The organism is Vallitalea pronyensis, from assembly GCF_018141445.1.
Lineage (GTDB): Bacteria > Bacillota > Clostridia > Lachnospirales > Vallitaleaceae > Vallitalea > Vallitalea pronyensis.
Window position 1 is genome coordinate 499,095 of the sequence record NZ_CP058649.1, and the last position, 21,529, is coordinate 520,623.

Annotated in this window: 22 protein-coding genes; 14 read left to right on the forward strand and 8 right to left on the reverse strand. The window is 38.1% G+C overall.

All coding sequences use genetic code 11. The features are described from left to right. Window positions 1–40: 40 nt before the first annotated feature. Window positions 41–670 carry a TetR/AcrR family transcriptional regulator gene (locus HZI73_RS02090; RefSeq protein ID WP_212696612.1) on the forward strand — a complete coding sequence of 210 codons (630 nt, stop codon included), beginning with the start codon at window positions 41–43 and terminating at the stop codon, window positions 668–670. 110 nt (window positions 671–780) lie between these two features. On the opposite strand, the gene HZI73_RS02095 is transcribed toward HZI73_RS02090, so the two are convergent. The 5 genes from HZI73_RS02095 to iolD form a co-directional block, all read right to left on the reverse strand. Continuing rightward, complete coding sequence (locus HZI73_RS02095; RefSeq protein WP_212696613.1) at window positions 781–942, reverse strand: hypothetical protein; 162 nt, start codon at window positions 940–942, stop codon at window positions 781–783. A 247-nt stretch (window positions 943–1,189) separates the two neighbouring features. Then, on the reverse strand, window positions 1,190–1,945 hold the full coding sequence (locus tag HZI73_RS02100; RefSeq protein WP_212696614.1) for a DeoR/GlpR family DNA-binding transcription regulator: 756 nt from the start codon (window positions 1,943–1,945) through the stop codon (window positions 1,190–1,192). A 129-nt stretch (window positions 1,946–2,074) separates the two neighbouring features. Then, window positions 2,075–2,875, reverse strand: a complete 801-nt coding sequence (locus tag HZI73_RS02105; RefSeq protein ID WP_212696615.1) for a 5-deoxy-glucuronate isomerase — start codon at window positions 2,873–2,875, stop codon at window positions 2,075–2,077. Between the two features lie 159 nt (window positions 2,876–3,034). Beyond that, window positions 3,035–3,958: a myo-inosose-2 dehydratase gene (gene iolE, locus HZI73_RS02110; RefSeq protein WP_246552321.1), complete on the reverse strand. Its 924-nt coding sequence runs from the start codon at window positions 3,956–3,958 to the stop codon at window positions 3,035–3,037. A 49-nt stretch (window positions 3,959–4,007) separates the two neighbouring features. Then, window positions 4,008–5,873 carry a 3D-(3,5/4)-trihydroxycyclohexane-1,2-dione acylhydrolase (decyclizing) gene (iolD, locus tag HZI73_RS02115; RefSeq protein WP_212696616.1) on the reverse strand — a complete coding sequence of 622 codons (1,866 nt, stop codon included), beginning with the start codon at window positions 5,871–5,873 and terminating at the stop codon, window positions 4,008–4,010. 367 nt (window positions 5,874–6,240) lie between these two features. Here iolD and HZI73_RS02120 point away from each other — a divergent pair, with 367 nt between their 5' ends. The 11 genes from HZI73_RS02120 (at window position 6,241) to HZI73_RS02170 (ending at window position 17,462) form a co-directional block, all read left to right on the forward strand. Continuing rightward, complete coding sequence (locus tag HZI73_RS02120) at window positions 6,241–7,221, forward strand: sugar ABC transporter substrate-binding protein (RefSeq protein ID WP_212696617.1); 981 nt, start codon at window positions 6,241–6,243, stop codon at window positions 7,219–7,221. Between the two features lie 106 nt (window positions 7,222–7,327). Beyond that, window positions 7,328–8,818, forward strand: a complete 1,491-nt coding sequence (locus HZI73_RS02125) for a sugar ABC transporter ATP-binding protein (protein ID WP_212696618.1) — start codon at window positions 7,328–7,330, stop codon at window positions 8,816–8,818. 18 nt (window positions 8,819–8,836) lie between these two features. After that, window positions 8,837–9,805 (forward strand): ABC transporter permease, encoded by a 969-nt coding sequence (locus tag HZI73_RS02130; RefSeq protein WP_212696619.1) that lies wholly within the window; start codon window positions 8,837–8,839, stop codon window positions 9,803–9,805. A 42-nt stretch (window positions 9,806–9,847) separates the two neighbouring features. Next, entirely contained in the window at window positions 9,848–10,849 is a 1,002-nt protein-coding gene (iolC, locus tag HZI73_RS02135) for a 5-dehydro-2-deoxygluconokinase (RefSeq protein WP_212696620.1), read from the forward strand. Next, window positions 10,850–11,683, forward strand: coding sequence for a class II fructose-bisphosphate aldolase (locus HZI73_RS02140; RefSeq protein ID WP_212696621.1), 834 nt, complete (start codon window positions 10,850–10,852; stop codon window positions 11,681–11,683). A 53-nt stretch (window positions 11,684–11,736) separates the two neighbouring features. Continuing rightward, on the forward strand, window positions 11,737–12,402 hold the full coding sequence (locus HZI73_RS02145; RefSeq protein ID WP_281418848.1) for a CoA transferase subunit A: 666 nt from the start codon (window positions 11,737–11,739) through the stop codon (window positions 12,400–12,402). After that, window positions 12,392–13,060: a 3-oxoacid CoA-transferase subunit B gene (locus HZI73_RS02150; RefSeq protein WP_212696622.1), complete on the forward strand. Its 669-nt coding sequence runs from the start codon at window positions 12,392–12,394 to the stop codon at window positions 13,058–13,060. The genes HZI73_RS02145 and HZI73_RS02150 overlap by 11 nt, the downstream gene beginning before the upstream one ends. Then, window positions 13,061–14,269, forward strand: coding sequence for an acetyl-CoA C-acetyltransferase (locus HZI73_RS02155; protein WP_212696623.1), 1,209 nt, complete (start codon window positions 13,061–13,063; stop codon window positions 14,267–14,269). It begins immediately after the preceding gene. A 3-nt stretch (window positions 14,270–14,272) separates the two neighbouring features. Then, window positions 14,273–15,199, forward strand: coding sequence for a TIM barrel protein (locus HZI73_RS02160; RefSeq protein ID WP_212696624.1), 927 nt, complete (start codon window positions 14,273–14,275; stop codon window positions 15,197–15,199). A gap of 25 nt (window positions 15,200–15,224) precedes the next feature. Beyond that, window positions 15,225–16,403, forward strand: coding sequence for a Gfo/Idh/MocA family protein (locus HZI73_RS02165; RefSeq protein ID WP_246552324.1), 1,179 nt, complete (start codon window positions 15,225–15,227; stop codon window positions 16,401–16,403). A 477-nt stretch (window positions 16,404–16,880) separates the two neighbouring features. After that, entirely contained in the window at window positions 16,881–17,462 is a 582-nt protein-coding gene (locus tag HZI73_RS02170; RefSeq protein WP_212696625.1) for a thymidine kinase, read from the forward strand. Window positions 17,463–17,615: 153 nt separating this feature from the next. Here the strand turns inward: HZI73_RS02170 and HZI73_RS02175 are convergent, their stop codons facing one another. From HZI73_RS02175 to HZI73_RS02185, 3 genes are all read right to left on the reverse strand, one after another. After that, window positions 17,616–17,879: a hypothetical protein gene (locus HZI73_RS02175; RefSeq protein WP_212696626.1), complete on the reverse strand. Its 264-nt coding sequence runs from the start codon at window positions 17,877–17,879 to the stop codon at window positions 17,616–17,618. A gap of 39 nt (window positions 17,880–17,918) precedes the next feature. After that, a complete protein-coding gene (locus tag HZI73_RS02180) occupies window positions 17,919–19,169 on the reverse strand; it encodes a Y-family DNA polymerase (protein ID WP_212696627.1) in 1,251 nt (416 codons plus the stop codon). Window positions 19,170–19,542: 373 nt separating this feature from the next. Beyond that, window positions 19,543–20,163 (reverse strand): hypothetical protein, encoded by a 621-nt coding sequence (locus HZI73_RS02185; RefSeq protein WP_212696628.1) that lies wholly within the window; start codon window positions 20,161–20,163, stop codon window positions 19,543–19,545. Window positions 20,164–20,655: 492 nt separating this feature from the next. Here HZI73_RS02185 and HZI73_RS02190 point away from each other — a divergent pair, with 492 nt between their 5' ends. Next, entirely contained in the window at window positions 20,656–21,168 is a 513-nt protein-coding gene (locus HZI73_RS02190) for a shikimate kinase (protein WP_212696629.1), read from the forward strand. A gap of 10 nt (window positions 21,169–21,178) precedes the next feature. Further along, a complete protein-coding gene (locus HZI73_RS02195) occupies window positions 21,179–21,448 on the forward strand; it encodes a hypothetical protein (RefSeq protein ID WP_212696630.1) in 270 nt (89 codons plus the stop codon). The last annotated feature ends 81 nt before the right edge of the window (window positions 21,449–21,529 follow it).

The window sequence follows — 21,529 nt, forward strand, 5'->3', positions numbered from 1 at the left end:
ATTTATATGGGCAAATAAAATAATTGGAGAAGGAATAGAAATGAGTAAACGAAAGAATATATTAGATGCAGCAGCAGCTATTATTAATCGTGAAAGCATTCATGGTATTACCATAGCAAAAGTAGCCACAGAAGCTAATATTGGTAAAAGCACAGTTTATGAATACTTTGAAAACAAAGAACAGCTCATTCAGCAAACGGTTCAATATGTGGGTGAGGTATATATGGATACCATCAAGAAAACCCTTTTGGAAAGTCATCGGGATTTTGAAAGCACCATGAAAACCCTTATAAAACTGGTGATGAAAGGTATTAGAAAAGGTAATAGCCATTATCTGTTTATGATGAGTGAGTGTAAGAAACCAACAGGCAATAAAATCAATGCCCATGTGAAAGTGAAAAGTATTGTGATGGGCTTTCGGTTAAAATTACTTGATATACTAGAAGCTATTTTGACCTTAGGCCAGGAAGAAGGCATTGTTAAGAAACCCCATGATAAGATGTTTCTTATTGTGTGGCAGAACTTATTGGTTACCCTTGCATTTGAATTTTCTGGTGTGGATGAATTTGTAAAGACACAACATATTGCCATTGATGACGATGAGAAGAATGTGCAGACCATCTATCGTTACCTGATTAAAATGCTGCAAATGGATATGCAGGAATCATAAAAATATAATAAGGCTTATTACGTCTATTGAATCCATATGAGGGATGGACAAAGAGGATTAGGCGTAATAGGAATTCAAAAAAAGGAAACTCCACGGAGTTTCCTTTGTCGTTACATCATACCTTTTAGATCGTCCATAAGACGTTCTGCTTTATGCATCATTTTTTTCCCTTTTCGTTGCATTTTACGCACTTCTCGCTTATCCATGTTCATAAGCGCTAAAGAAGACGCGCCAATAACGCTACCTAAAATAATACCAGTTGAAAATTTCATGAAATATTTCTCCTTCCATAATAAACTCCATTATTATTTTGGAATATGGCGGGAAATTTATACTGGTAAAAAATGAAAAGGTCATTTATCCACAAAATGATTATCCACATTTCAAAAAATGACAAAATAACACCTGTAAAAGGTTTATACATTTTTTGAATGCTGGATACGACAGCTTTGTGGATAGTGAATAAAGTTATCCCCAAGAAAATGGGGTTATCAACAGGGAAAATGTGGATAACCCTATTTATATGGTTATTATATTCTTAAAAGTGCTATATTCGTCAGATTTTATGTCGCTAAGAATCATGTCTACACTGCTGACATCTGCTACCTTATAAGGTGATACCTGATTAAATTTGGATTCGTCCACTAATAAGTACCAATTATAAGCCACTTCAAGAACAGAAGTAATAATCTTATGATTCACTTCTGTTGAGACAGATATCCCAAAGTTCTTATCAATAGCGGAGCAGCTGGTAATGGTCTTATTGATATTAAAAGTTTTAAGATATTCACTCATTTGTGGGTTCGTGGTAAAGGTGTAATTATCATAGACAATGACTTCACCACCCATTAATATCAAGGTTCTACATTTTTCTTTTAAGATAAGAGCCGCTTCTAGGTTATTGGTAATGACTGAGATATCATCGCTTCTTTTAATATGTCTTGCTAAAGCAGCACAGGTATAGCCTGAACCTAAAAATATGGTATCACCCTTTTGTATGTAAGGATAGGCGGCTGCAGCCAGCTTTTCCTTCTTCAATGTGATGCTTGTAGGGGATGATGAATTTTTAGGTGGTGTCACCAAGGTGTTATGCTTCTTATTAAGCACAGCTCCACCATGGGTCTTCGTTATAAGACCTTGTTCTTGCAGTTTATTAAGATCCTTGCGAATGGTCACATCGCTTACTTGGAATAGATCAACAAGATTATTCACATGGACAATCCCTTTTTTCTCAAGTAATTCGAGAATTTTTTCTGAACGTTGTATAGCAAACATATTAGCACCTTCTAATTATTATATTCGTTGATAGTTTAGCATAAAGCTTATGGATTTACAATTCAATTATTTCTTATTGTGTGAGAAAGTTTCATTTTTATTTTCTTTGACATCTTTTAGGTGACAAAGTTACTTTTTATCCGGCCACAAGATAGCGTCAGGCTCTTCTACCCAGAGATGTTCTTCAATAAATGTTGGGCGAATATAAGGATTATTCTCCAAATGGCGGATGGCAAAGATAAAGTACATGGCATAACCTGGTGCCGCTACTTGAGGATGATCCATACCTGGTGGAATAAGCACCGTATCATTCTCCTCTAAGAGAATAGCGTCATCCCCAAGCTTAAGTAAACCAAACCCTTTTTGATTCACGGGATGAAACTTATAAAAATATATTTCTGGTTGCTGGTGGTGGTGGGAAGGGAACCCCGCCCATTTTCCTGGGTAGTGCATATCTTCACCTAACATCAGGTTGGAATCTGGATCAATGGATTTATCAATAATGGTACGGGTAATCCGTGTTCCAGACTCATTCATGAAACCTTTTCCACGTTCTTCTACAACGGTATCTTCTGGCTTTCTCAAACAATTATGTTGAAGGTTATCATTTTCAGATTTAAAAATAGCTATTTCTGTTTCATCTTCCGTACATAGGAGTTCCACAAGTGTAGATGGAGCCAATTGTAGTGTGACAGGGTTGTGATCATAGTAATTGGGACGTGTCATGGTTGCGGTTTCATCTGCATAGGATGCTGTCACTTCACCTTGAATGAGCAGATAAGCTCTCTCCAATGGCTGTTTATTGCTGTACGTATCACCTTGATTGAGTTTTAGTATCTCAAAGTCCATCAGATAATCCCGATGAGGACCGTTAATATCAACGATTTTATTCACACCGTTTAAAAAATCGCCAGGTTGTTTTATTTTCATGATAATCTCCTTTATCGTATCATGTCGGTTTTTCTTATTCTATTATAGTATAAAAAAACCCCTTTGTTCAATATTTTTTTGTTTTATTTACTTTTATCGTGTTATGATTTATTTTGATTGACTCTCCATGTAGTACCTTTGTTCCAACCTAAATGTGTATTATAGCCCTGTTTTTTCAGTAATAAATCGGCGAGCTTTTTTAGCATATTCAAGAGGATTAGCCTTAGCTGGGTCTTGTTCGGCTTCTATGACAATCCATCCAGAATAATTGCTCTGACTAATGATTTTGAAGATATTGTCCCAATCAACCATATCCCCATCACCAGGTACGGTATAGATACCCTCTTTTACAGCTTGCAAAAAGCTTAATTTCTCTTCTTTTACCCGCTTTAAGACGTCACTGCGTACATCTTTTAGGTGGATGTGCACCACACGGTCAATGTATGTTCTTAAAACCTCAACAGCATCTTCTCCAGCAAAAGTGGCGTGACCTGTATCAAACAGAACACCAACTAAATCGGGATCAATTAAAGACATGAGTTTTTCAAATTCTTCCATGGATTGTACACCTGTCCCCATGTGATAGTGATACCCTATTTTCATACCTTTGTTCTTGGCCATCTGTCCTAACTTATTAAGACCTTTCGCAATTTTATGGAATTGCTCATCCGTTAGAATAGGGGCATCATCGAACATTTTCTTGGTGATATCTCCTTGAATGGTTACACCTGTTTCACATACACCAACAACTCTTGCCCCTAAGGCATATAAGAAGTTAGTAAGGGTTTCAAATCGCTTTAGGGTTTCTTCTTCTGGCTTGGTTGTAAACTCACAACTAAACCATTGATTACAAATCTGCATGTTGCGTATATCACATTCATAAGCTAATGTGGCTACATCTGTGGGATACTTATTACCAATTTCACTGCCCTCAAATCCTGCTAATGCCATTTCGCTCAGACATTGTTGGTAAGTCAGTTCTCCTCCGAGCTCAGGCAAGTCATCGTTGGTCCAGTTAATGGGTGCACAGCCAAGCTTAATAAAGTGTTTGCTAAGGTCCATATTACTTCCTGTTTTTCTCATTGTTCCATTCTCCTTTTATGGGTCTATATTTTTTTCTTACCGTTACTTATTAGTAAGGGAAGCATTTGTCTTTTACAGTTGTGTTCATGTTAATTGCTGCTTTTTCAACGGCTGAGTCTGTAGCAACTTGAGCAGTGCCTACACGCCAGAAATGTTCAAAACCATCGGTCATGGTTCCTGGCAGTACTTTGATATCAATGAGGGTAGAGCGTGTTTGCTTCTTGGCATCTTCAAGGGCTGCAACGAGTTCTTCAGCGTCGCTTACACGGTAGGCAACAGCACCATAACCTTCTGCAATTTTAGCAAAATCAATATGGGTATATTGACCAAGTAAAGCATTACCCTCGTCATTACGATACCTGAACTCTGTGCCAAAGGTGTGGATGCCTTGAGAACGTTGTAAGTTATGAATGCATTGATGACCGTGGTTATCAAATAAGAGAACATTGATTTTTTGATCTTCTTGTAAAGACGTAAATAAATCTGAATGGCCCATTAAGAAGCCCCCATCACCTACAAAACAATAGCTCTCTACATCTGGTGATGCTAATTTAGTTCCAAGAGCGCCGCTTACTTCGTAGCCCATACATGAGAAACCGTACTCTAAGTGATAGGTATCGGGCTTAATAGGTCGCCACACACGTTCCAAGTCAGAAGGTAAACTGCCCGATGCAGATACAATAATGGCATCTGGATCAATGATTTTGTTGATGATACCCAGTGCTGTTGTTTGGCAGAAGCCATCTTTTGAGGTAGCGTTATCCATCTTATCAAGCTCTAATTGCCAATCCTCTTTGGCTTGTTTGATTTCATGGCCATACGTACTCTTATAGTGGTTTTTCAACAAGGATTCTTTAAGTTGTATAAGACCCTTCTTGGCATCAGCAACAACAGATACAGCTTCCATTTTATAAGCATCCGTGTCATTAATATTTAATGTGATAAGGGTCACATCAGGGTTTTGATAAGCAAACTTAGAGGAGGTCACAAAATCATTTAATCTTGTACCAACAGCTAAGATGACATCGGCTTCTTTAGCTAAACGATTAGCAGCTAGAGTACCGCAGACACCACCGCCCCCAAGGTTTAAATCATGGGTCCAAGGGATAATACCTTTACCTGCTTGGGTTTCGGAGAAGGGGATGTTAAATGTTTCACAAAAGTCCACTAACGCCTGTTCAGCGTCACTATAACGTACACCACCACCGCAGATGACCAAAGGTTTTTTCTTATCTTTCATGATGGACAATACCTGTTCTAAATCATAAGGGTCTATCTCTCTTCTTCTTATACGATGTACCCGCTTCTTAAAGAAGGAAACAGGATAATCATAAGCTTCCCCTTGTACGTCTTGAGGTAAACACAGTGTAACAGCACCCGTATCTGCTGGACTTGTCAATACACGCATGGCATGAATAGCAGATGACATCAGTTGTTCAGGTCGCTGTATACGATCCCAGTATTTGCTCACGGAACGAAAAGCATCATTAGCTGTTATGGATGGGTCATAAGATTGTTCAACCTGTTGTAAAACAGGGTCTGGCTGACGGTCTGAGTAAGCATCTGATGGTAATAGAAGAACGGGTATCCGGTTAACCGTAGCTGTACCAGCAGCTGTTACCATATTTAATGAACCGGGTCCAATAGATGCCGTGCAAGCAAATATCTGTTTTCTTCTCTTTTGCTTCGCATAAGCGATAGCAACATGTGTAATTTCTTGTTCGTTTTTTCCTGCGTAATATTTGATACGATCCTTATACTGATCCAGTGCCTGACCTAGACCCACCACATTACCATGTCCAAATATTCCCATGACACCTTGGACAAACTTCGTTTCAACGCCATCAATCTCTACATATTGATGATCAAGAAATTCAAGTAGAGCTTGAGCCATTGTTAAGCGCTTTGTTTTCATGAAGAATCCTCCTTAAAATATGAATAAAATGGTTTGCTTTTTTAATTTATATGGTTACGAAACTGTTATGAATAGTTACGTTTACTTATGAATAGTATAACGCATCTTGTTAAAATGTCAATATTAAAATAAATATTTGAGGAATAATATACAAAATAACTAAAAGAAATCGAAAAAATATTGACAAATGTAATTAAACGGAATATAATATAACCATTCATAACGAACCTTTGATAGATTAAAACTGTATGGAGGGTTTTACAGTTTCTACAAGGTAAGAAAAAACAATTGACCAGTTTGTTTTTCCCCAACCTAATGTCTATACAAGATACGTATGAAAATAATCCGATTATCTAGGAGGCATATCATGAAAAAGATTTTATCATTTTTAATGGTTATGATGATGTTAACCGTATTGTTTGCAGGGTGTAGTGAAAAAAAGGATGATACATCAGGAGAGGTAAAAGATGATGGAAAAAAACAAGAGGAAAGCAGTGACAAAGATATCGTTATAGGTTTTGCATCCAATAGTTTCTCAGACAAATGGCAAACATATTTAAATGATGCAGTTAAGCAAAAATGTCTAGATCTTGGTATTAAAGTTGTTTTTGGTGATGGTAAAAATGACCCAGCGACGCAATTAGCAAATGTTGAGAATTTCATTGTTGAGGGTGTGGATGCTGTACTTATCGTTATGGTTGACCCATCAGCTCCAGCACCATTTATTAAAGCTTGTGATGATGCAGGTATTCCATTAATAGCTGTTAATCGAAAGTTCGAAGGAGCAGATGTATTTGTTGGTTCAGATGACATCAAAGCTGGTAATATTCAGATGGAATATGTAGCTGAAGCCTTAGGTGGAAAAGGAAACATAGCCATTCTAGAAGGCGAGATTGGGCAGAATTCATCCATCAAACGTACAGAAGGAAACACAGAATACATGAAAGATTACCCTGATCTAAAAGTTGTTTTCCAAGATTCTGGTAAGTGGGACCGTGCAAAAGGTATGGAAATCTCTGAGAACTGGTTACAATCCGGTGAAACCATTCATGCTATCGTAGCCAATAATGATGAGATGGCTATTGGTGCTATTCGTGCTTTAACAGCCATTGATAAAAATGACGATGTGATTGTTGCCGGTGTTGATGCAACACCTGATGCCCTTGAGTATGTAAAAGATGGTACGTTAGAAGTAACTGTATTCCAAAGTCCATTTGGTCAAGGTGGCACAGGCGTTGAGTCTGCACTTAAATTAATTAATGGTGAAGAAGTACCTGAATACGTTGATGTACCTTTTGAAAAAGTAACCATTGATAACGTGGATAAATATTTGGAAATATGGAAGTAGATAAGCGTCATGGTTAGGATGAGATAACCAAGGAAATAAGAGAACTTTCCAGTTTTGAAAAAATTGTGCCGGGTTGACAACCCGGCATCGTTAAAGGAGCAGGTCTATGAATTCAGAAGTTGTTTTACGTTTAAAAAACATTACGAAAACATTCCCTGGTGTAAAAGCGCTGGATAATGTTCATTTTGAAGTGAGAAAAGGTACCGTTCATGGGCTTATGGGTGAGAATGGTGCTGGAAAGTCAACATTGATGAAGATTATTATTGGTATTTTTCAACCAGATTCAGGCGACATAGAGTACAAAGGAAAACCTTTGCATATTAACAACACGGCGGACGCTTTAAATGCTGGTATTTCAATGATTCATCAAGAATTAAGTCCCATACCAGAGATGACCGTTGCTGAAAATATTTTTTTAGGAAGAGAACCCCGTCGATTTGGTATTGTGAATGAGGCACGGTTATATGAGCAAACAGAAAAATTACTAAGAGATTTAGAGATTCATATTAATCCCCATACGAAGATGAAGGATTTGAGTACGGCCTATATACAAATGGTTGAGATTGCAAAAGCGATTTCATACGATTCAGATTTGATTATTATGGATGAACCTACTTCTGCCATTACGGACCGAGAAGTAGCTCAGCTGTTTAAGATGATAAAACACTTAAAAGAAAAAGGTGTAGCCATTATCTATATTACACATAAGATGGATGAAGTATTTGAGATAACAGATGAATGCACGATCTTTCGTGATGGCCATTATGTGGGTAACGAGCAATCAGAGAATCTGACAAGCCAAGACCTCATTACCATGATGGTAGGACGTGAAGTGAATCAGATATTCCCGAAAGATAACCATAATAATTTTGGCGATGTGATCTTAGAAGTTAAAAATTTATCCTGCAAAGGTAAGTTTGAGAATGTGAGTTTTCAAGTAAGAAGAGGCGAAATACTTGGGTTTGCAGGGCTAATGGGCGCAGGACGTTCAGAAGTCATGGAAACCATATTTGGTATGACACCCAAAACAAGCGGTGACATCTATATACAAGGTAAGAAAGTAGAGATTAATTCTCCCAAACATGCCATTAATCATGGTATAGGATTTCTTACAGAAGATCGAAAAAGAACGGGCTTATTTCTACCATTATCTGTAGCGGACAATACCATTATGTCTGATCTAAAAACATATGATAACAAGGTTAAGCTGCTAGATGAAAAGCGCATTAATCATAATTGTGAATCCCAAAGGGAGATTTTAAAAATTAAGACCCCCAGTATCCAACAAATCATTAATAATCTAAGTGGTGGTAATCAGCAAAAAGTACTGATTGCAAGATGGTTATTAATGGACCCAGACATATTAATTATCGATGAACCTACCCGAGGTATTGATGTAGGTGCTAAATCAGAAATCCATAAGATTATGTCTGAGTTATCTAAGAATGGGAAAGCCATTATCATGGTTTCTTCCGAATTACCAGAGGTCATGGGGATGAGTGATCGAATTATGGTGATGCATGAAGGTAAACTGACGGGTGAAGTAGCTGGTATTGAAGCAACACAAGAAAAAATAATGGAATATGCTACAAAGTAGTATATAGGAGGGTATAGCATGAGATCAAGAGCAGCTCGTTTGATTCATTACAGTAGAAACGGCGAATTGTTAAAACGTTATGGTATGGTATTAATTCTACTATTAATGGTAGTTGGTTTTACAGTTGTTAAGCCTGTTTTTTTTAGATCGGCTAACATCATCAATATTTTTCGGCAGGTATCCGTTATTGGAACCATTGCATTTGGTGTCACATTAATTATCATCACAGGTGGTATTGATTTATCATCAGGTTCTGTTGTTGCACTGGTAGGTGTTATTACAGCATCCTTCGCAGCTCCTGGTCAAAATGTCTTTATAGCAGTACTTATTGGATTGCTTATTGGAGCCGCTTGTGGGTTGTTTAATGGAACGGTTCTAGCAGTGACGGGTATACCCCCCTTTATTGTCACACTGGGTATGATGACAGCAGCTCGAGGGGCAGCGCTTTTATTCACAGGTGGTCGACCTGTCAGTAATCTATCGGAATCTTTTCTAACAATAGGTTCTGGAACCGTTGGTATTATCCCCGTACCCGTTATTATTTTCTTAAGTATGGGTATTCTTACGCATATTCTTCTAAGAAAAACACGATTTGGAAAAAGTATTTATGCCATTGGCGGTAATGAGCAAGCAGCAAAGGTATGTGGTATCAATGTAAAAAAAGCCATCATTATTGTTTATGGTTTTGCTGGCTTAATGTCAGCAGTTGCCGGTATTATCCTTACTGCTCGTGTCAGTTCTGGTAACCCAACAGCAGGATTATCTTATGAGCTGGATGCCATTGCTTCAGCGGTTATTGGTGGAACCAGTTTGACAGGTGGGGTAGGCTACATATCTGGAACAATTATTGGTGCGTTAATCATTGGTGTTTTAAACAATGGTCTCACATTGGTAGGTGTTTCTCCTGACTGGCAGCAAATCATTAAAGCAATTATCATCGTTGGTGCAGTTGTCCTTGATTCCTATCGACAAAAGGGTGGAAAATAATGCTTATTAATTTATAGTGAATATGAAAAGGAGCTATGTGTGATGAAAGAAATCATATTTCAAGAAAACCGGGAGATGGATGTTGTTGCTATTGGTCGGATAGGGATTGATCTTAACCCAAATGAATATAACCGACCATTGGAAGACACGCTGACTTTCACAAAAACAGTAGGAGGGTCCCCTGCAAATATTGCTGTGGCAACCTCCCGCTATGGTATTAAAACAGGTTTTATCGGAAGAATTGCAGACGATGCATTTGGACGATATATTGTTCAATATTTTAAAGCAAAAGGCATCGATACAGGTGGTCTTGTTGTTGATTCCCATCATCACAAAACAGGTCTTGCATTTGTTGAGATAAAAAGTCCCAATGATAGTGATATTATTATGTATCGGTCAGGGGCTGTTGATTTACAATTGACCATGGATGATATCCGTGAAGATTATATTAAAGAAACAAAAGCATTGGTCATATCTGGAACAGCACTGGCAGCAAGTCCTTCACGTGAGGCGGTATTTTTAGCCATAAAGCTTGCTAAAAAACACAAAACCATTACCGTATTTGACGTGGATTACCGGCCTTACACATGGCATTCCATGAAGGAAACATCACTGTACTGCTCCATGGCAGCCAGTATGTGCGATGTGATTATCGGTACACGTGAAGAGTTTGATGTGATTGAAGGTGTGGATATACCAGATAATCAGGATGACCAAGTGACAGCTGATTATTGGCTTGCAGAGCAGCCACAGTTAATCATTGTTAAACGTGGCCGTGAAGGTTCTACAGCCTATTTGAAGTCTGGTGAATCTTTTGTAGGTGAAGTATTTCCAGTAGAAGCCTTGAAGACCCAAGGTGCTGGTGACTCATTTGCTGGAGGCGTTATCAGTTCATTAATCAAAGGAAAAGATATCGTAGAGGCCATGCGTTATGGAGCAGGTGCAGCGGCTATCGTTGTACAGAAAAATAGTTGTTCCGAAGCCATGCCCACAGAAAAAGAGATACATGATTTTATTGCTAGTTATAGAGGCGGGAGGGATTAGATGTTAGTCAATATGAAAAATATGTTGCGTGATGCAGCATCTAATCAGCAGATTGTCCCTGGTTTCAATGTATTTGGCTATGAAGATGCTAAGATTGTGATAGAGGTGGCTGAAGAGCTTGGAGCACCTGCTCTTCTTATGACCAACAGAGATGCAGCTGGTTTTATGGATTTAAAATATTATGGCGCATTGTACAAGATAATGGCCCAAGAATCCACCACTCAGGTGTGTATACACCTAGATCATGGGAAATCAAAAGAAGAAGTGGTAAAAGCCATACAAGCTGGTTATACATCGGTGATGTACGATGGGTCCGCATTACCCATAGAAGAGAATATTCAACATTCAAAAGTAATAGCGGATATCTGTAGGGCTTGTGACGTATCCCTTGAAGTGGAAGTAGGTTGTGTCTCTTATAATGAGCCTCACCTAAAAGTGGAAGAACGCTTGACAGAAGTCGAAGACATGGAAAAAATGATTGAGGGTGTAGAAGTGGACGGTATTGCTGTGGCAGTGGGTAATGTTCACAAAATGCAAGAGCAAAAGGCGGTCATTGATTTTGTAAGGTTAAAAAATATCTATGACGTCAGCGATGTACCCTTAGTTATTCACGGCACCACAGGCATACCCGATGAACAGATTATTAAGATGCGGCAGTATGGTATTGGCAAAATGAATGTGGGTACAGCCGTTCGTATGGCTTTTGGTCATACTTTAAGAGAATTTACAATACAAAACCCCAATGTATTTGATCGTATAGAATTGGTACAAAAACCAATGGAAGAAATGAAGAAAGTCATTCGTGATAAATACAATCTTCTTGGCTGGTCATGAAGAATATAAACAGAAGGTGGTGTTTTTCATAAGCTCAGCTTATGACGTCTATTATGAGAAAAGTGGTTAATCAGGAGAAAATAAAACATTGTTTTTTTGATGGTATGACCTTAATGGTTGGTGGTTTTATGGGATGTGGAACACCTGAATTGCTCATTGATATGGTACTTGATATGGGTATAAAAGACATCACTCTCATATGCACAGATACGGCAACCACTGACCGGGGCGTTGGTCGTTTAATTGTAGCCAATAGAATTAAGAAATTATATGCTTCCCATATTGGTCTGAACCCAGAGACAGGAAAACAAATGAATGCAGGTACATTAGATGTTGAATTAGTACCACAAGGTACATTAGTGGAAAGAATTCGTGCAGGCGGATTTGGTCTTGGAGGCGTTTTAACACCAACAGGACTTGGTACCATCGTTGCAGAAGGAAAACCTATTATTGAAGTAGATGGGCAGGAATTTTTATTAGAAAAGCCCTTGAAGGCAGATGTGAGCCTCATTCGTGGCAGCTTATCCGATTGCTATGGAAATATCATTTACAGAGGAACAAGCAACAATTTTAATCAAATGATGGCTACAGCTGGTGAAACGGTTATTGTTGAGACAGAAAAATTGGTACCAGCCGGAGCACTGAATAAAGAAAGCATTGCAACACCCAGTATTTTTGTGGATTATATTATTCGTGGAGGTGGAGATAATGTCTACTAACACAAGCGTATTGAAAGAACGTATTGCAAAACGTATTGCCAGAGAATTTCATGACCGCCATGTGGTTAATCTAGGCATCGGGTTACCAACCAAAGTAGCCAATTATATACCAGAAGGTACCCAGGTGTTTTTCCAATCGGAAAACGGCATGATCTGTATGGGTAAATCACCAAAAGAAGGTTACGAAACCTTCGATATTGTCGATGCAGGTGCCCAGTATGCCAGTGTTTTATCTCATGGGGCTTTTTTTGACAGTGCCATGTCTTTTGGCATGATTCGAGGAGGTCATATTGATGTCTGTGTTCTAGGGGCATTGCAAGTGGATGGATACGGTAATCTTGCCAATTGGATTATACCTGGGAAAATGGTGCCAGGTATGGGTGGTGCTATGGATTTGGTAACGGGTGCAAAAAGAGTCATTATATCCACATTACACACCAATAAAGGAAAAGCAAAGATTCTAGAAAAGTGTACATTGCCTCTAACGGCAGCAGGTAAAGTAGATACCATTGTTACAGAATTAGCAGTTATGAAAGTAACCAAGGATGGTCTGAAGTTATTAGAAGTACATGAAAGCACAACCATAGAGGACGTAAAAGCGCTAACAGAAGCTAAGTTGATCATAGATGATGATGTGAAAATCTGGAAGGAGAGCTAAATGGAATCGATTGTAATACTTTCAGCTGTGCGTACAGCTGTTGGGAATTATGGCGGCGCATTAAAAGACATGCACCCCTCGGATTTAGGAAAGATTGTCATGGAAGAAAGCATTCGGCGTGCAGGTATTCCTTCAAAAGATATCGATGAAGTCTTATTCGGCTGTGTTTTACAAGGCGGGCTGGGACAGAATGTAGCAAGACAATGCAGCTTAAAAGCAGGTATACCTGAAGCTATACCAGCCATGACCATCAACAAAGTATGTGGGTCAGGACTTCGAACGGTCAGTCTGGGGACACAAACCATCAAGGCAGGTGACAATCAGGTTGTCCTTGTCGGTGGTACAGAAAACATGAGTCAAGGTAAATATCTGCTTGAAGGTGCAAGGTTCGGGTACCGTATGGGACATCAACCGATGATTGATGCCATGATTCGGGATGGACTATGGGACGCCATGAATGATTATCACATGGGCGTTACAGCTGAAAATGTAGCGAAAGCCTATCAGATTACCAGAGAAGAGCAAGATACCTTCGCTGTATATTCCCAGAACAAAGCAGAAAAAGCCCAAAAGGCTGGGTATTTTAACGAAGAGATTGTACCTGTAGAGATCAAGGGACGAAAAGGTGCTGTCACCGTTTTTGACCAAGATGAATACTTACGACATGGTTCGGATATCAGTAAATTGGAAAAACTGCGACCAGCCTTTTTAAAAGATGGTACAGTGACAGCTGGTAATGCATCGGGTATCAATGATGGCGCAGCAGCACTCTTGCTGTCCACATGGCAGTACGCCAGGGAAAACCAATTAGAACCCCTTGCTAAAGTCATCGGATATGGTGATTTTGGATTAGACCCTAAGATGATGGGACTTGGACCTATCGGCGCTATCAATCGGGCACTTAAGAAAACCGACTTGTCCATAGAGGATATTGATCTTTTTGAAATTAACGAAGCATTTGCTTCCCAATCCATTGCTGTTATAAGAGAGTTAGGCATTGATTTAGATAAAGTCAATGTGAATGGAGGAGCCATTGCAATAGGACATCCCATAGGCGCATCAGGTGCACGTATTCTTGTGACATTACTACATGCCTTAAAAAGAAGGAATCTAAGATACGGTGTGGCTGCATTATGTATCGGTGGTGGTCTAGGCTCAGCGGTTATTGTTGAAAATATGCAGTATAATTATTTGGGGAAGGAAGGATAGGTTATGAATTGGAAGATAGCAGGCGCGCCAGGCGCATGGGGTGTTGAAGATGCCCATCATCCCCATAACCCACCCTATGAAAAAGTTTTAGACGATGCAGCTTTGGCTGGCTATAAGGGCATTGAACTTGGTCCTTATGGTTATTTACCCCAAGAGATCAATGCTTTACAAGAGGCACTGGAGAAGCGGAAGCTGACCATTGTAGCAGGCACCTTATATGATGATTTGGTTTCTGAAATAAATGTAGAAAAGGTCATGGAAAAAAACCGTATTACCTGTAAGCTCCTTTCCCAATTACCTAAAGCGGAACAGGTGGCAGGCCAACGTTATAAAACCCCCTATTTGGTGGTCATTGATGCAGTTAATAAACGCCGTGATACCGTTGCAGGACATCCAGAGGAAGCTGAGCGCCTTAATGATGTACATTGGAATCAGTTAGTGGAACATATTAAAGGGATTAGTGTTGTAGCTAAAGAATATGGTGTACGGGTTGTTATCCATCCTCATGCAGGAGGCTATATTGAATTTGCCGATGAAATTGATCGTATGATGAAAGATATATCAGCAGATGAAGCAGGTTTATGCTTGGATACAGGACATCTTTATTATTCAAACATGCAACCTGATGCATGGTTAAAGAAATATGCACATCGCTTGGATTATGTCCATTTTAAAGATATTAACCAAGAAGTATATACACAAGTGCTAAAGAGCCATACAGGTTTTTTTAAAGGGTGTGAACAAGGTGTCATGTGCCCTATTGGCTCAGGCATTGTTGATTATGAAAAGGTAAGAGAAGCATTAATCGCTATTGAATATCGTGGATGGATTACCATTGAGCAGGAAAGAGACCCTTTACTAGCGGATGGCAGTTTAGAGGATGCTAAGAAAAGTATCGCTTATCTGAATGCGCGTGGTTATGGTTTATAGAATGGACATATAGGAGGAGATTATCGTGTTTAATGAAGAATTAAGATTAGAAAAACCATTACGTTGGGGCATGATTGGCGGCGGTAGAGGCAGTCAGATTGGCTATATCCATCGGTCAGCGGCTTTAAGAGATGGTTTATTTACATTGGTTGCAGGTGCTTTTGACATTGACCCAGAGCGATGTGAAGATTTTGGAACCCATATTGGTCTGGACAAGGCGAGATGTTATCCAGATTACAAAATGATGCTGGAAGAAGAAGCTAAGCGACATGATGGTATACAAGTTGTATCCATAGCTACACCTAACAAGTTCCATTATGAGATGGCAAAAGCTGCACTAGAAGCAGGACTTCATGTGATCTGTGAAAAACCCCTTTGCTTTACAGTTGCTGAAGCAGAAACATTAAAAACCATTGCTGAAAAAAACAAGCTTATTATTGGTGTGACGTATGGTTATACAGGCTATCAGATGATTCACCAAGCAAGAAAAATGATTGAGAACGGCGACTTAGGTGATATTCGTATCATTAACATGTCTTTTGCTCACGGCTGGCATTCTGAGGAAGTTGAGAAGAATGATCCAGGATTAAAATGGCGTGTGACACCTGAACAGTCAGGTCCAACATATGTATTAGGAGATATCGGCACACATGCCCTGTATCTCGCAGAAGTGATGATGCCAGAACTTAAAATAGAACAATTAATGTGTTCAAGACAGAGCTTTATTGCTTCACGAGCACCTTTGGAAGATAATGCTGTTGTCCTCATGAATTTTAACAATGGAGCAGTAGGCAATCTATGGGTATCAGCTGTGAATGCAGGAGCTATTCATGAACAAAGAATTCGGGTTGTCGGTTCTAAGGCCTCCATTGAGTGGTGGGATGAACATCCCAATCAATTGGTGTATGAAGTGCAAGGAAAACCAAAGCAGCTACTGGATCGTGGTCATGGCTATTTATACCATGACGATATGGCTGTAACATGTGACCGGATTGGCTGTGGCCACGCAGAAGGCTTATTTGAATCCTGGGCTAATCTCTACCAACGTTACGCGATTGCTATTGATGCCATGATTGGGGGCGACAAAGAAACCGTAGAGAACACATGGTTCCCAGATATTCATGCGGGCTTAGAAGGTGTACGTTTTATTGAGAATTGTGTACGTTCTGCGGATAATGGGTCAGCATGGGTTGATTATAAGTAAATACGTATTATTAAAATAAAGGCTGTTGGAGAATGAGTTCATGATGCATTCTCCCAAAGCCTTTTCTTATTAATCTACAAATAGAACCATGAGGCAGGGCAACCTCATGGTTCTATTTTGGAATAGCAATATATGTATTGCTTCAAATAAAGTGTACCTAAGCGGTACCAAGAGCAAGGGCAATTGCTCTAATGTATATAAAAATTTAATGAGTATGTATTAGAAATACTCCCTCTATTATATAAGATGTAAAACACCCAAAAAGGTTACACAAAAATGAAAAAAAATATAAATTAGTACTAAAGACCTATATTGCACATAATCAACAGGTCCCATGAACTAACATAATTTGATTGAGTTACAAATTATTGTATGTAATAATAGAAGTATGACTTATATGAGACAGGAGCGGTTGATGCTTTTATCAAATAGGCTCCCGTCTATTACATCATTGAATGAATGGTTAGGAGAATACATATGGCTAAGTTATTTTTTAAGTACGGTACGGTTTTTTCGGCAAAATCATTAAATCTAATTGCCACAGCACATAATTATCAAACCCAGGGAAAAGAAGTCATCTTGTTAATTCCTGAGATTGATACCCGTAGTGATGGACATGTTGCCACCCGAGCTGGGTTTAAAATGCCTGCAGAGTTAATTAATGATGATACAGATATCTTTGACCTGTACGAAGCATATCTTAAACACAAGGAAAAGATTGACTGTATTCTAGTGGATGAGTGTCACATGCTGTTACCCAAGCATATTGATCAGCTTCGAAAAATCGTTAATGTGTATCATACACCTGTTATCTGTTATGGCCTTCGTGTCAGCTATACCTTGCAGTTATTTGATGCGTCTAAACGCTTATTTGAACTTGCGGACAAATTAGAAGAGATTAAAACGGTTTGCTGGTACTGTAATCACAAAGCAACCCATAATCTAAAGCTGGTAGATGGGAACCCAGTTTACGAAGGGGAATCCATTGATATTGGCGGACTTGAAAAATACGTGCCTGTTTGTTATCACTGCTTTACAGAGCCTCCTAAAGATGCGTAAGTACATATCTCAATAACAATATTATAAGCATACTATTTTAGAGTAAGTAGTATACTCTACTATAATAAGGGGTTATCCTGGGAAAACATATACTTGTTTAGGGACTAAACATTAGTCAATAAAGCATGTTTTCATGAGGATAACCCCTTACGGTTATATTTTAAACAGTACCCATTTACAGGTACCTAGTTCGTATTTTAATTCACAAGATTTTTCCACACCATTAACCACCACGGTACAAGCAAAGGTTCTAATGGGATTACCTGCGATTTTTTCTTCTGTATGGTATAAGACTTTATTTACCTTTACGGTTTTTAGTTCGTGATCTTTTGTTTCTAGTCTGAATTTAATAGGCATCAGCACACCTTTTAAGTCAAACCAGCCAATCATTTCTACGGGTTCCATAATGACTTTCATGGAATCATCCTTCCTTGCTTTAAAACAACATTCATTTTTTTATAAAAGACTCGACATAATGGGGTAATTCTCTTCAGGCATACCGCCATTAAGAGGTCTAAGCCCACTGTGTAAAAAGGACGCCCTAATCACAGAAGTCTTGCCATATTTGAGGCGTATTTCATCAATGGATGCATCTAGTGCAGACAGTTTCTCATGTTTTTCAAAATCAAATAAACTCAGTTGCGTGTTTTCATTGGAAACAAGAGCAGATACCCGAACACCAAGGTGACGTATAGGCTCTTTGTTCCAAGCTTCATCAAATAATCTACAGGCGGCTTGGTAAATCTTATGGGTGATGGCAGTGGCTTCTGGCAGTTGCATTTGATGAGAAAGAGCAACAAATTCATTGGATTTTATGCTGATACTTACTAAGCCAGCCAGCATTTGAGCATCTCGTAGGCGCATACAAACGGTTTCCGTTAATGAGAGAAGGACCAATTTAGCAGTTCGGGCATCTTCTACATCAAAAGCAATGGTGGTTGAATTACCCATGCCTTTAGCCTTTGGTGCACAGGGTTTCACGGTAGAATCATCTAAGCCGTTAGCAAAAGCATGAATGACGTAGCCATGACTTTTAAAATGGCCATGAAGTAACTCCGGGTCGGTGCAAGCCAATTGACCAATGGTATAGATACCCAGTGCATGGAGTTTTCTTCTGGTAGCACGACCAACCATGAATAAGTTCCCAACAGGCAGAGGCCACATTTTCTTCTGTATTTCATGAGGATAGAGAGTGTGAACTCTATCGGGTTTTTGGAAATCGGATGCCATCTTGGCAAGAAGTTTATTACTGGAAATACCAATATTAACGGTGAAACCTAGCTCTTTGGCAATTCTGTTTTTGAGATAATGGGCAAATTGTACAGGTGAGCCGTGGTGATGTTCCATGGTGGTATAATCCAGAAAACATTCATCCACACTATAGCGTTCCACTAATGGAAAAAACTCTTTAAAAATAGCTACCATATAGTCACTACACTGCATAAACAATTTGTAGTTAGGCGGCACAATCACAAGAGATGAGCATTTTCCTCTAGCGCTAAACAGAGATTCTCCTGTAACAATACCAAATTTTTTAGCAGGGATGGATTTGGCTAACACAATACCGTGACGTTTCGACTCATCACCACCAACAATGGATGGTACGGTACGAAGATCGATACACGATATTTTCTGTTGTAACTGGTAAGCTGCGGACCAACTGAGATAAGCCGAATTAACATCAATATGAAAAATTGTACGTTCCATAAATAACACCTCTAAATCAAGTATACACGAACACATGTTCGAGGTAAAGGGGTATTTTTTGCCAGTAAATGGGAAATAATGGAAAGTATAAATTAACAAAGAGTAGACTGAATTTTTAGTAGTTAGATAATAAGTTATTGTCTACTTTCCAACAGAAACTCTTTTGTACGTATTTCACTATAATGCTCAAAAAAAAAGAACATATATAAATGGCATTATTATATAGTTCATAAAAAATGGATAAATCATTAGGTATCAGTAATTTAATAATAGGTTTAAAATACTTTTAAAATAAGGCTTAAAAAAATATGATGATATGAATAGGTACTTCACTAAATATTCCTATTTAATGTAAAATGTTGTTAAATTAAATCTAAGAAATACCACCAGTTGAACTACAATAAAAATAAGTTGATGCATATAAATTAGTAGCTAACCCAAGTCTTGTATATGTACCAGAAACTGTAATATAGTATGTTCTACCTCCATCTAACAAATCATGGTCATAGTCAATTTGCTTCCAAGTACCATTACTACTACTAGATAAGTATGAACTTATTACATTTACGCCTGAGAATATTTGACGGTCGTGGGATGAATTATATTGAGTTTCAAAGGAACCATAAATATATAAAGTTTCTGTAATACTACCTACAGTAATAGTTGTTTGGTTGGTATCACTACCTGTAGATCGACTAATGGTACCATCGTTTACTACTGGTTTCACTTGTAAATTTGCGAATGCAAATGCCTGTTCTCTAAATTTACTTGTAGTTACCCAATCGCTATCCGTAAATTCATCAATTGGTAGAACCCAAACCTTGTGACCAGTTTCCTCAGAAACTTCAGCAGCAATATTTACATACTGTGCATAATAGTTTTCTTTTTCACTGTCAGATATAGTAGAGGCAGCATATGTACTGGTAATGTTTAAGGTTAATACTACAGCTAGTATTGGGATCATTAATATCTTGGCTAAATTTGTCAATTTCATTTAATTTCCTCCTTTCTTATAAAAATTTTTTCGGAATAATGCTAAAGCTACCTAAACGTTTATTTTTCTAGAATCTTTTAAGCCTTATTTTAAAAGATTTTAATTCTATTATCGACTCGAAGATAATTTGTATTTTAATAAGGAATATGATGTACTTAATTATAAATAATTCTTATAATAAAAATGTATACATAAAATAATACAATAACATACATTGTATTGTAAATACTATTTGGTATATTTAATCAATTTCTAATATTATATAAAATAGATTTATTTTTTTATGCAGTTGCTTTATAAGGTTGTACATGTATCTAAAAATATGATCAAATCCATAAAGAGAATCTACTAAATAAATAAAAGTGCTTGAAATTATGCATCGAATGACCTATTCTTATCTAATATAATATAGAGCATAATAGAAAGGTATAAAGATGAATAAAATATTTTGTTGAAGAAACTTAAATCATTATAAACTAGGAGAGAAAATAAATGAAAAATATTGTACTAATTGGCATGCCAGGAGCAGGAAAGAGTACCATTGGTGTTGTTCTTGCCAAAACCTTAGGTATGGATTTCATAGATTCGGATCTCATCATTCAACATCGTGAGAATCGTTTGTTGCAAGATCTCATTGATGAAGTAGGCATGGATAAATTTCTTGATATCGAAAGAAAGAGTATTAAAAGCATACAGAATGAAGGAGCGGTTATTGCTACTGGTGGCAGCGTGGTGTTTCGAGAAGATGCCATGGCACATTTAAAACAAAATGGAATCATGGTGTATCTTCATGTACCCTATGAAGAAATTAAGCGCAGGGTACAGAATATAACAACCAGAGGCATTGCTAAAAAGAAAGGGTATTCATTAAGGGATGTTTTTGAAGAACGCTCACCCTTATATGAGAAGTATCATGATGTAAAAGTTAATTGGCAGGAGCAAAGCGTTGAAGAGATTATCGATGCCATTATACATGCCATTCCTCAAATAAAGTTGAAGAAATGAGTAAGAAAAAATGAATGATTTTCAAATCACCATAATGGCATTGGGAACGCCTTTATTTGCCATGATATTTTATGCATTAGGGCGATATAAAATCAATAAAAAATATGCAACCCGTTTACCACTATTTCCGAAAAATTGGATGTATTATCAAGAAAAAAATGACATGGATAATTACCATAGGCAAGCCCTTATCTGGTTGCTTTCAATCATACTAGCCATTTTTTGTTCCATGATGCTAGTAGGGATAGTTGGTGGGCAAATATATATACCAAAGAGTTGATGGAATAACTGATAGTTAATCAAGTGCTTTCGTAAAAATACGTTAAGGACTTGATTTTTTTATCTTAAAAAGTCATGGACA

Bases quoted from the DNA above. Each gene is read 5' to 3' on its own strand.
- HZI73_RS02195 (WP_212696630.1), top strand. From the start codon at position 21,179: ATGAATGATTTTCAAATCACCATAATGGCATTGGGAACGCCTTTATTT.
- HZI73_RS02090 (WP_212696612.1), top strand. From the start codon at position 41: ATGAGTAAACGAAAGAATATATTAGATGCAGCAGCAGCTATTATTAAT.
- iolE (WP_246552321.1), bottom strand. From the start codon at position 3,958: ATGAGAAAAACAGGAAGTAATATGGACCTTAGCAAACACTTTATTAAG.
- HZI73_RS02130 (WP_212696619.1), top strand. From the start codon at position 8,837: ATGAGATCAAGAGCAGCTCGTTTGATTCATTACAGTAGAAACGGCGAA.
- HZI73_RS02170 (WP_212696625.1), top strand. From the start codon at position 16,881: ATGGCTAAGTTATTTTTTAAGTACGGTACGGTTTTTTCGGCAAAATCA.
- HZI73_RS02140 (WP_212696621.1), top strand. From the start codon at position 10,850: ATGTTAGTCAATATGAAAAATATGTTGCGTGATGCAGCATCTAATCAG.
- HZI73_RS02190 (WP_212696629.1), top strand. From the start codon at position 20,656: ATGAAAAATATTGTACTAATTGGCATGCCAGGAGCAGGAAAGAGTACC.
- HZI73_RS02100 (WP_212696614.1), bottom strand. From the start codon at position 1,945: ATGTTTGCTATACAACGTTCAGAAAAAATTCTCGAATTACTTGAGAAA.
- HZI73_RS02175 (WP_212696626.1), bottom strand. From the start codon at position 17,879: ATGAAAGTCATTATGGAACCCGTAGAAATGATTGGCTGGTTTGACTTA.
- HZI73_RS02180 (WP_212696627.1), bottom strand. From the start codon at position 19,169: ATGGAACGTACAATTTTTCATATTGATGTTAATTCGGCTTATCTCAGT.
- iolC (WP_212696620.1), top strand. From the start codon at position 9,848: ATGAAAGAAATCATATTTCAAGAAAACCGGGAGATGGATGTTGTTGCT.
- HZI73_RS02105 (WP_212696615.1), bottom strand. From the start codon at position 2,875: ATGAAAATAAAACAACCTGGCGATTTTTTAAACGGTGTGAATAAAATC.
- HZI73_RS02120 (WP_212696617.1), top strand. From the start codon at position 6,241: ATGAAAAAGATTTTATCATTTTTAATGGTTATGATGATGTTAACCGTA.
- HZI73_RS02185 (WP_212696628.1), bottom strand. From the start codon at position 20,163: ATGAAATTGACAAATTTAGCCAAGATATTAATGATCCCAATACTAGCT.
- iolD (WP_212696616.1), bottom strand. From the start codon at position 5,873: ATGAAAACAAAGCGCTTAACAATGGCTCAAGCTCTACTTGAATTTCTT.
- HZI73_RS02150 (WP_212696622.1), top strand. From the start codon at position 12,392: ATGTCTACTAACACAAGCGTATTGAAAGAACGTATTGCAAAACGTATT.
- HZI73_RS02095 (WP_212696613.1), bottom strand. From the start codon at position 942: ATGAAATTTTCAACTGGTATTATTTTAGGTAGCGTTATTGGCGCGTCT.
- HZI73_RS02125 (WP_212696618.1), top strand. From the start codon at position 7,328: ATGAATTCAGAAGTTGTTTTACGTTTAAAAAACATTACGAAAACATTC.
- HZI73_RS02155 (WP_212696623.1), top strand. From the start codon at position 13,061: ATGGAATCGATTGTAATACTTTCAGCTGTGCGTACAGCTGTTGGGAAT.
- HZI73_RS02160 (WP_212696624.1), top strand. From the start codon at position 14,273: ATGAATTGGAAGATAGCAGGCGCGCCAGGCGCATGGGGTGTTGAAGAT.
- HZI73_RS02145 (WP_281418848.1), top strand. From the start codon at position 11,737: ATGAGAAAAGTGGTTAATCAGGAGAAAATAAAACATTGTTTTTTTGAT.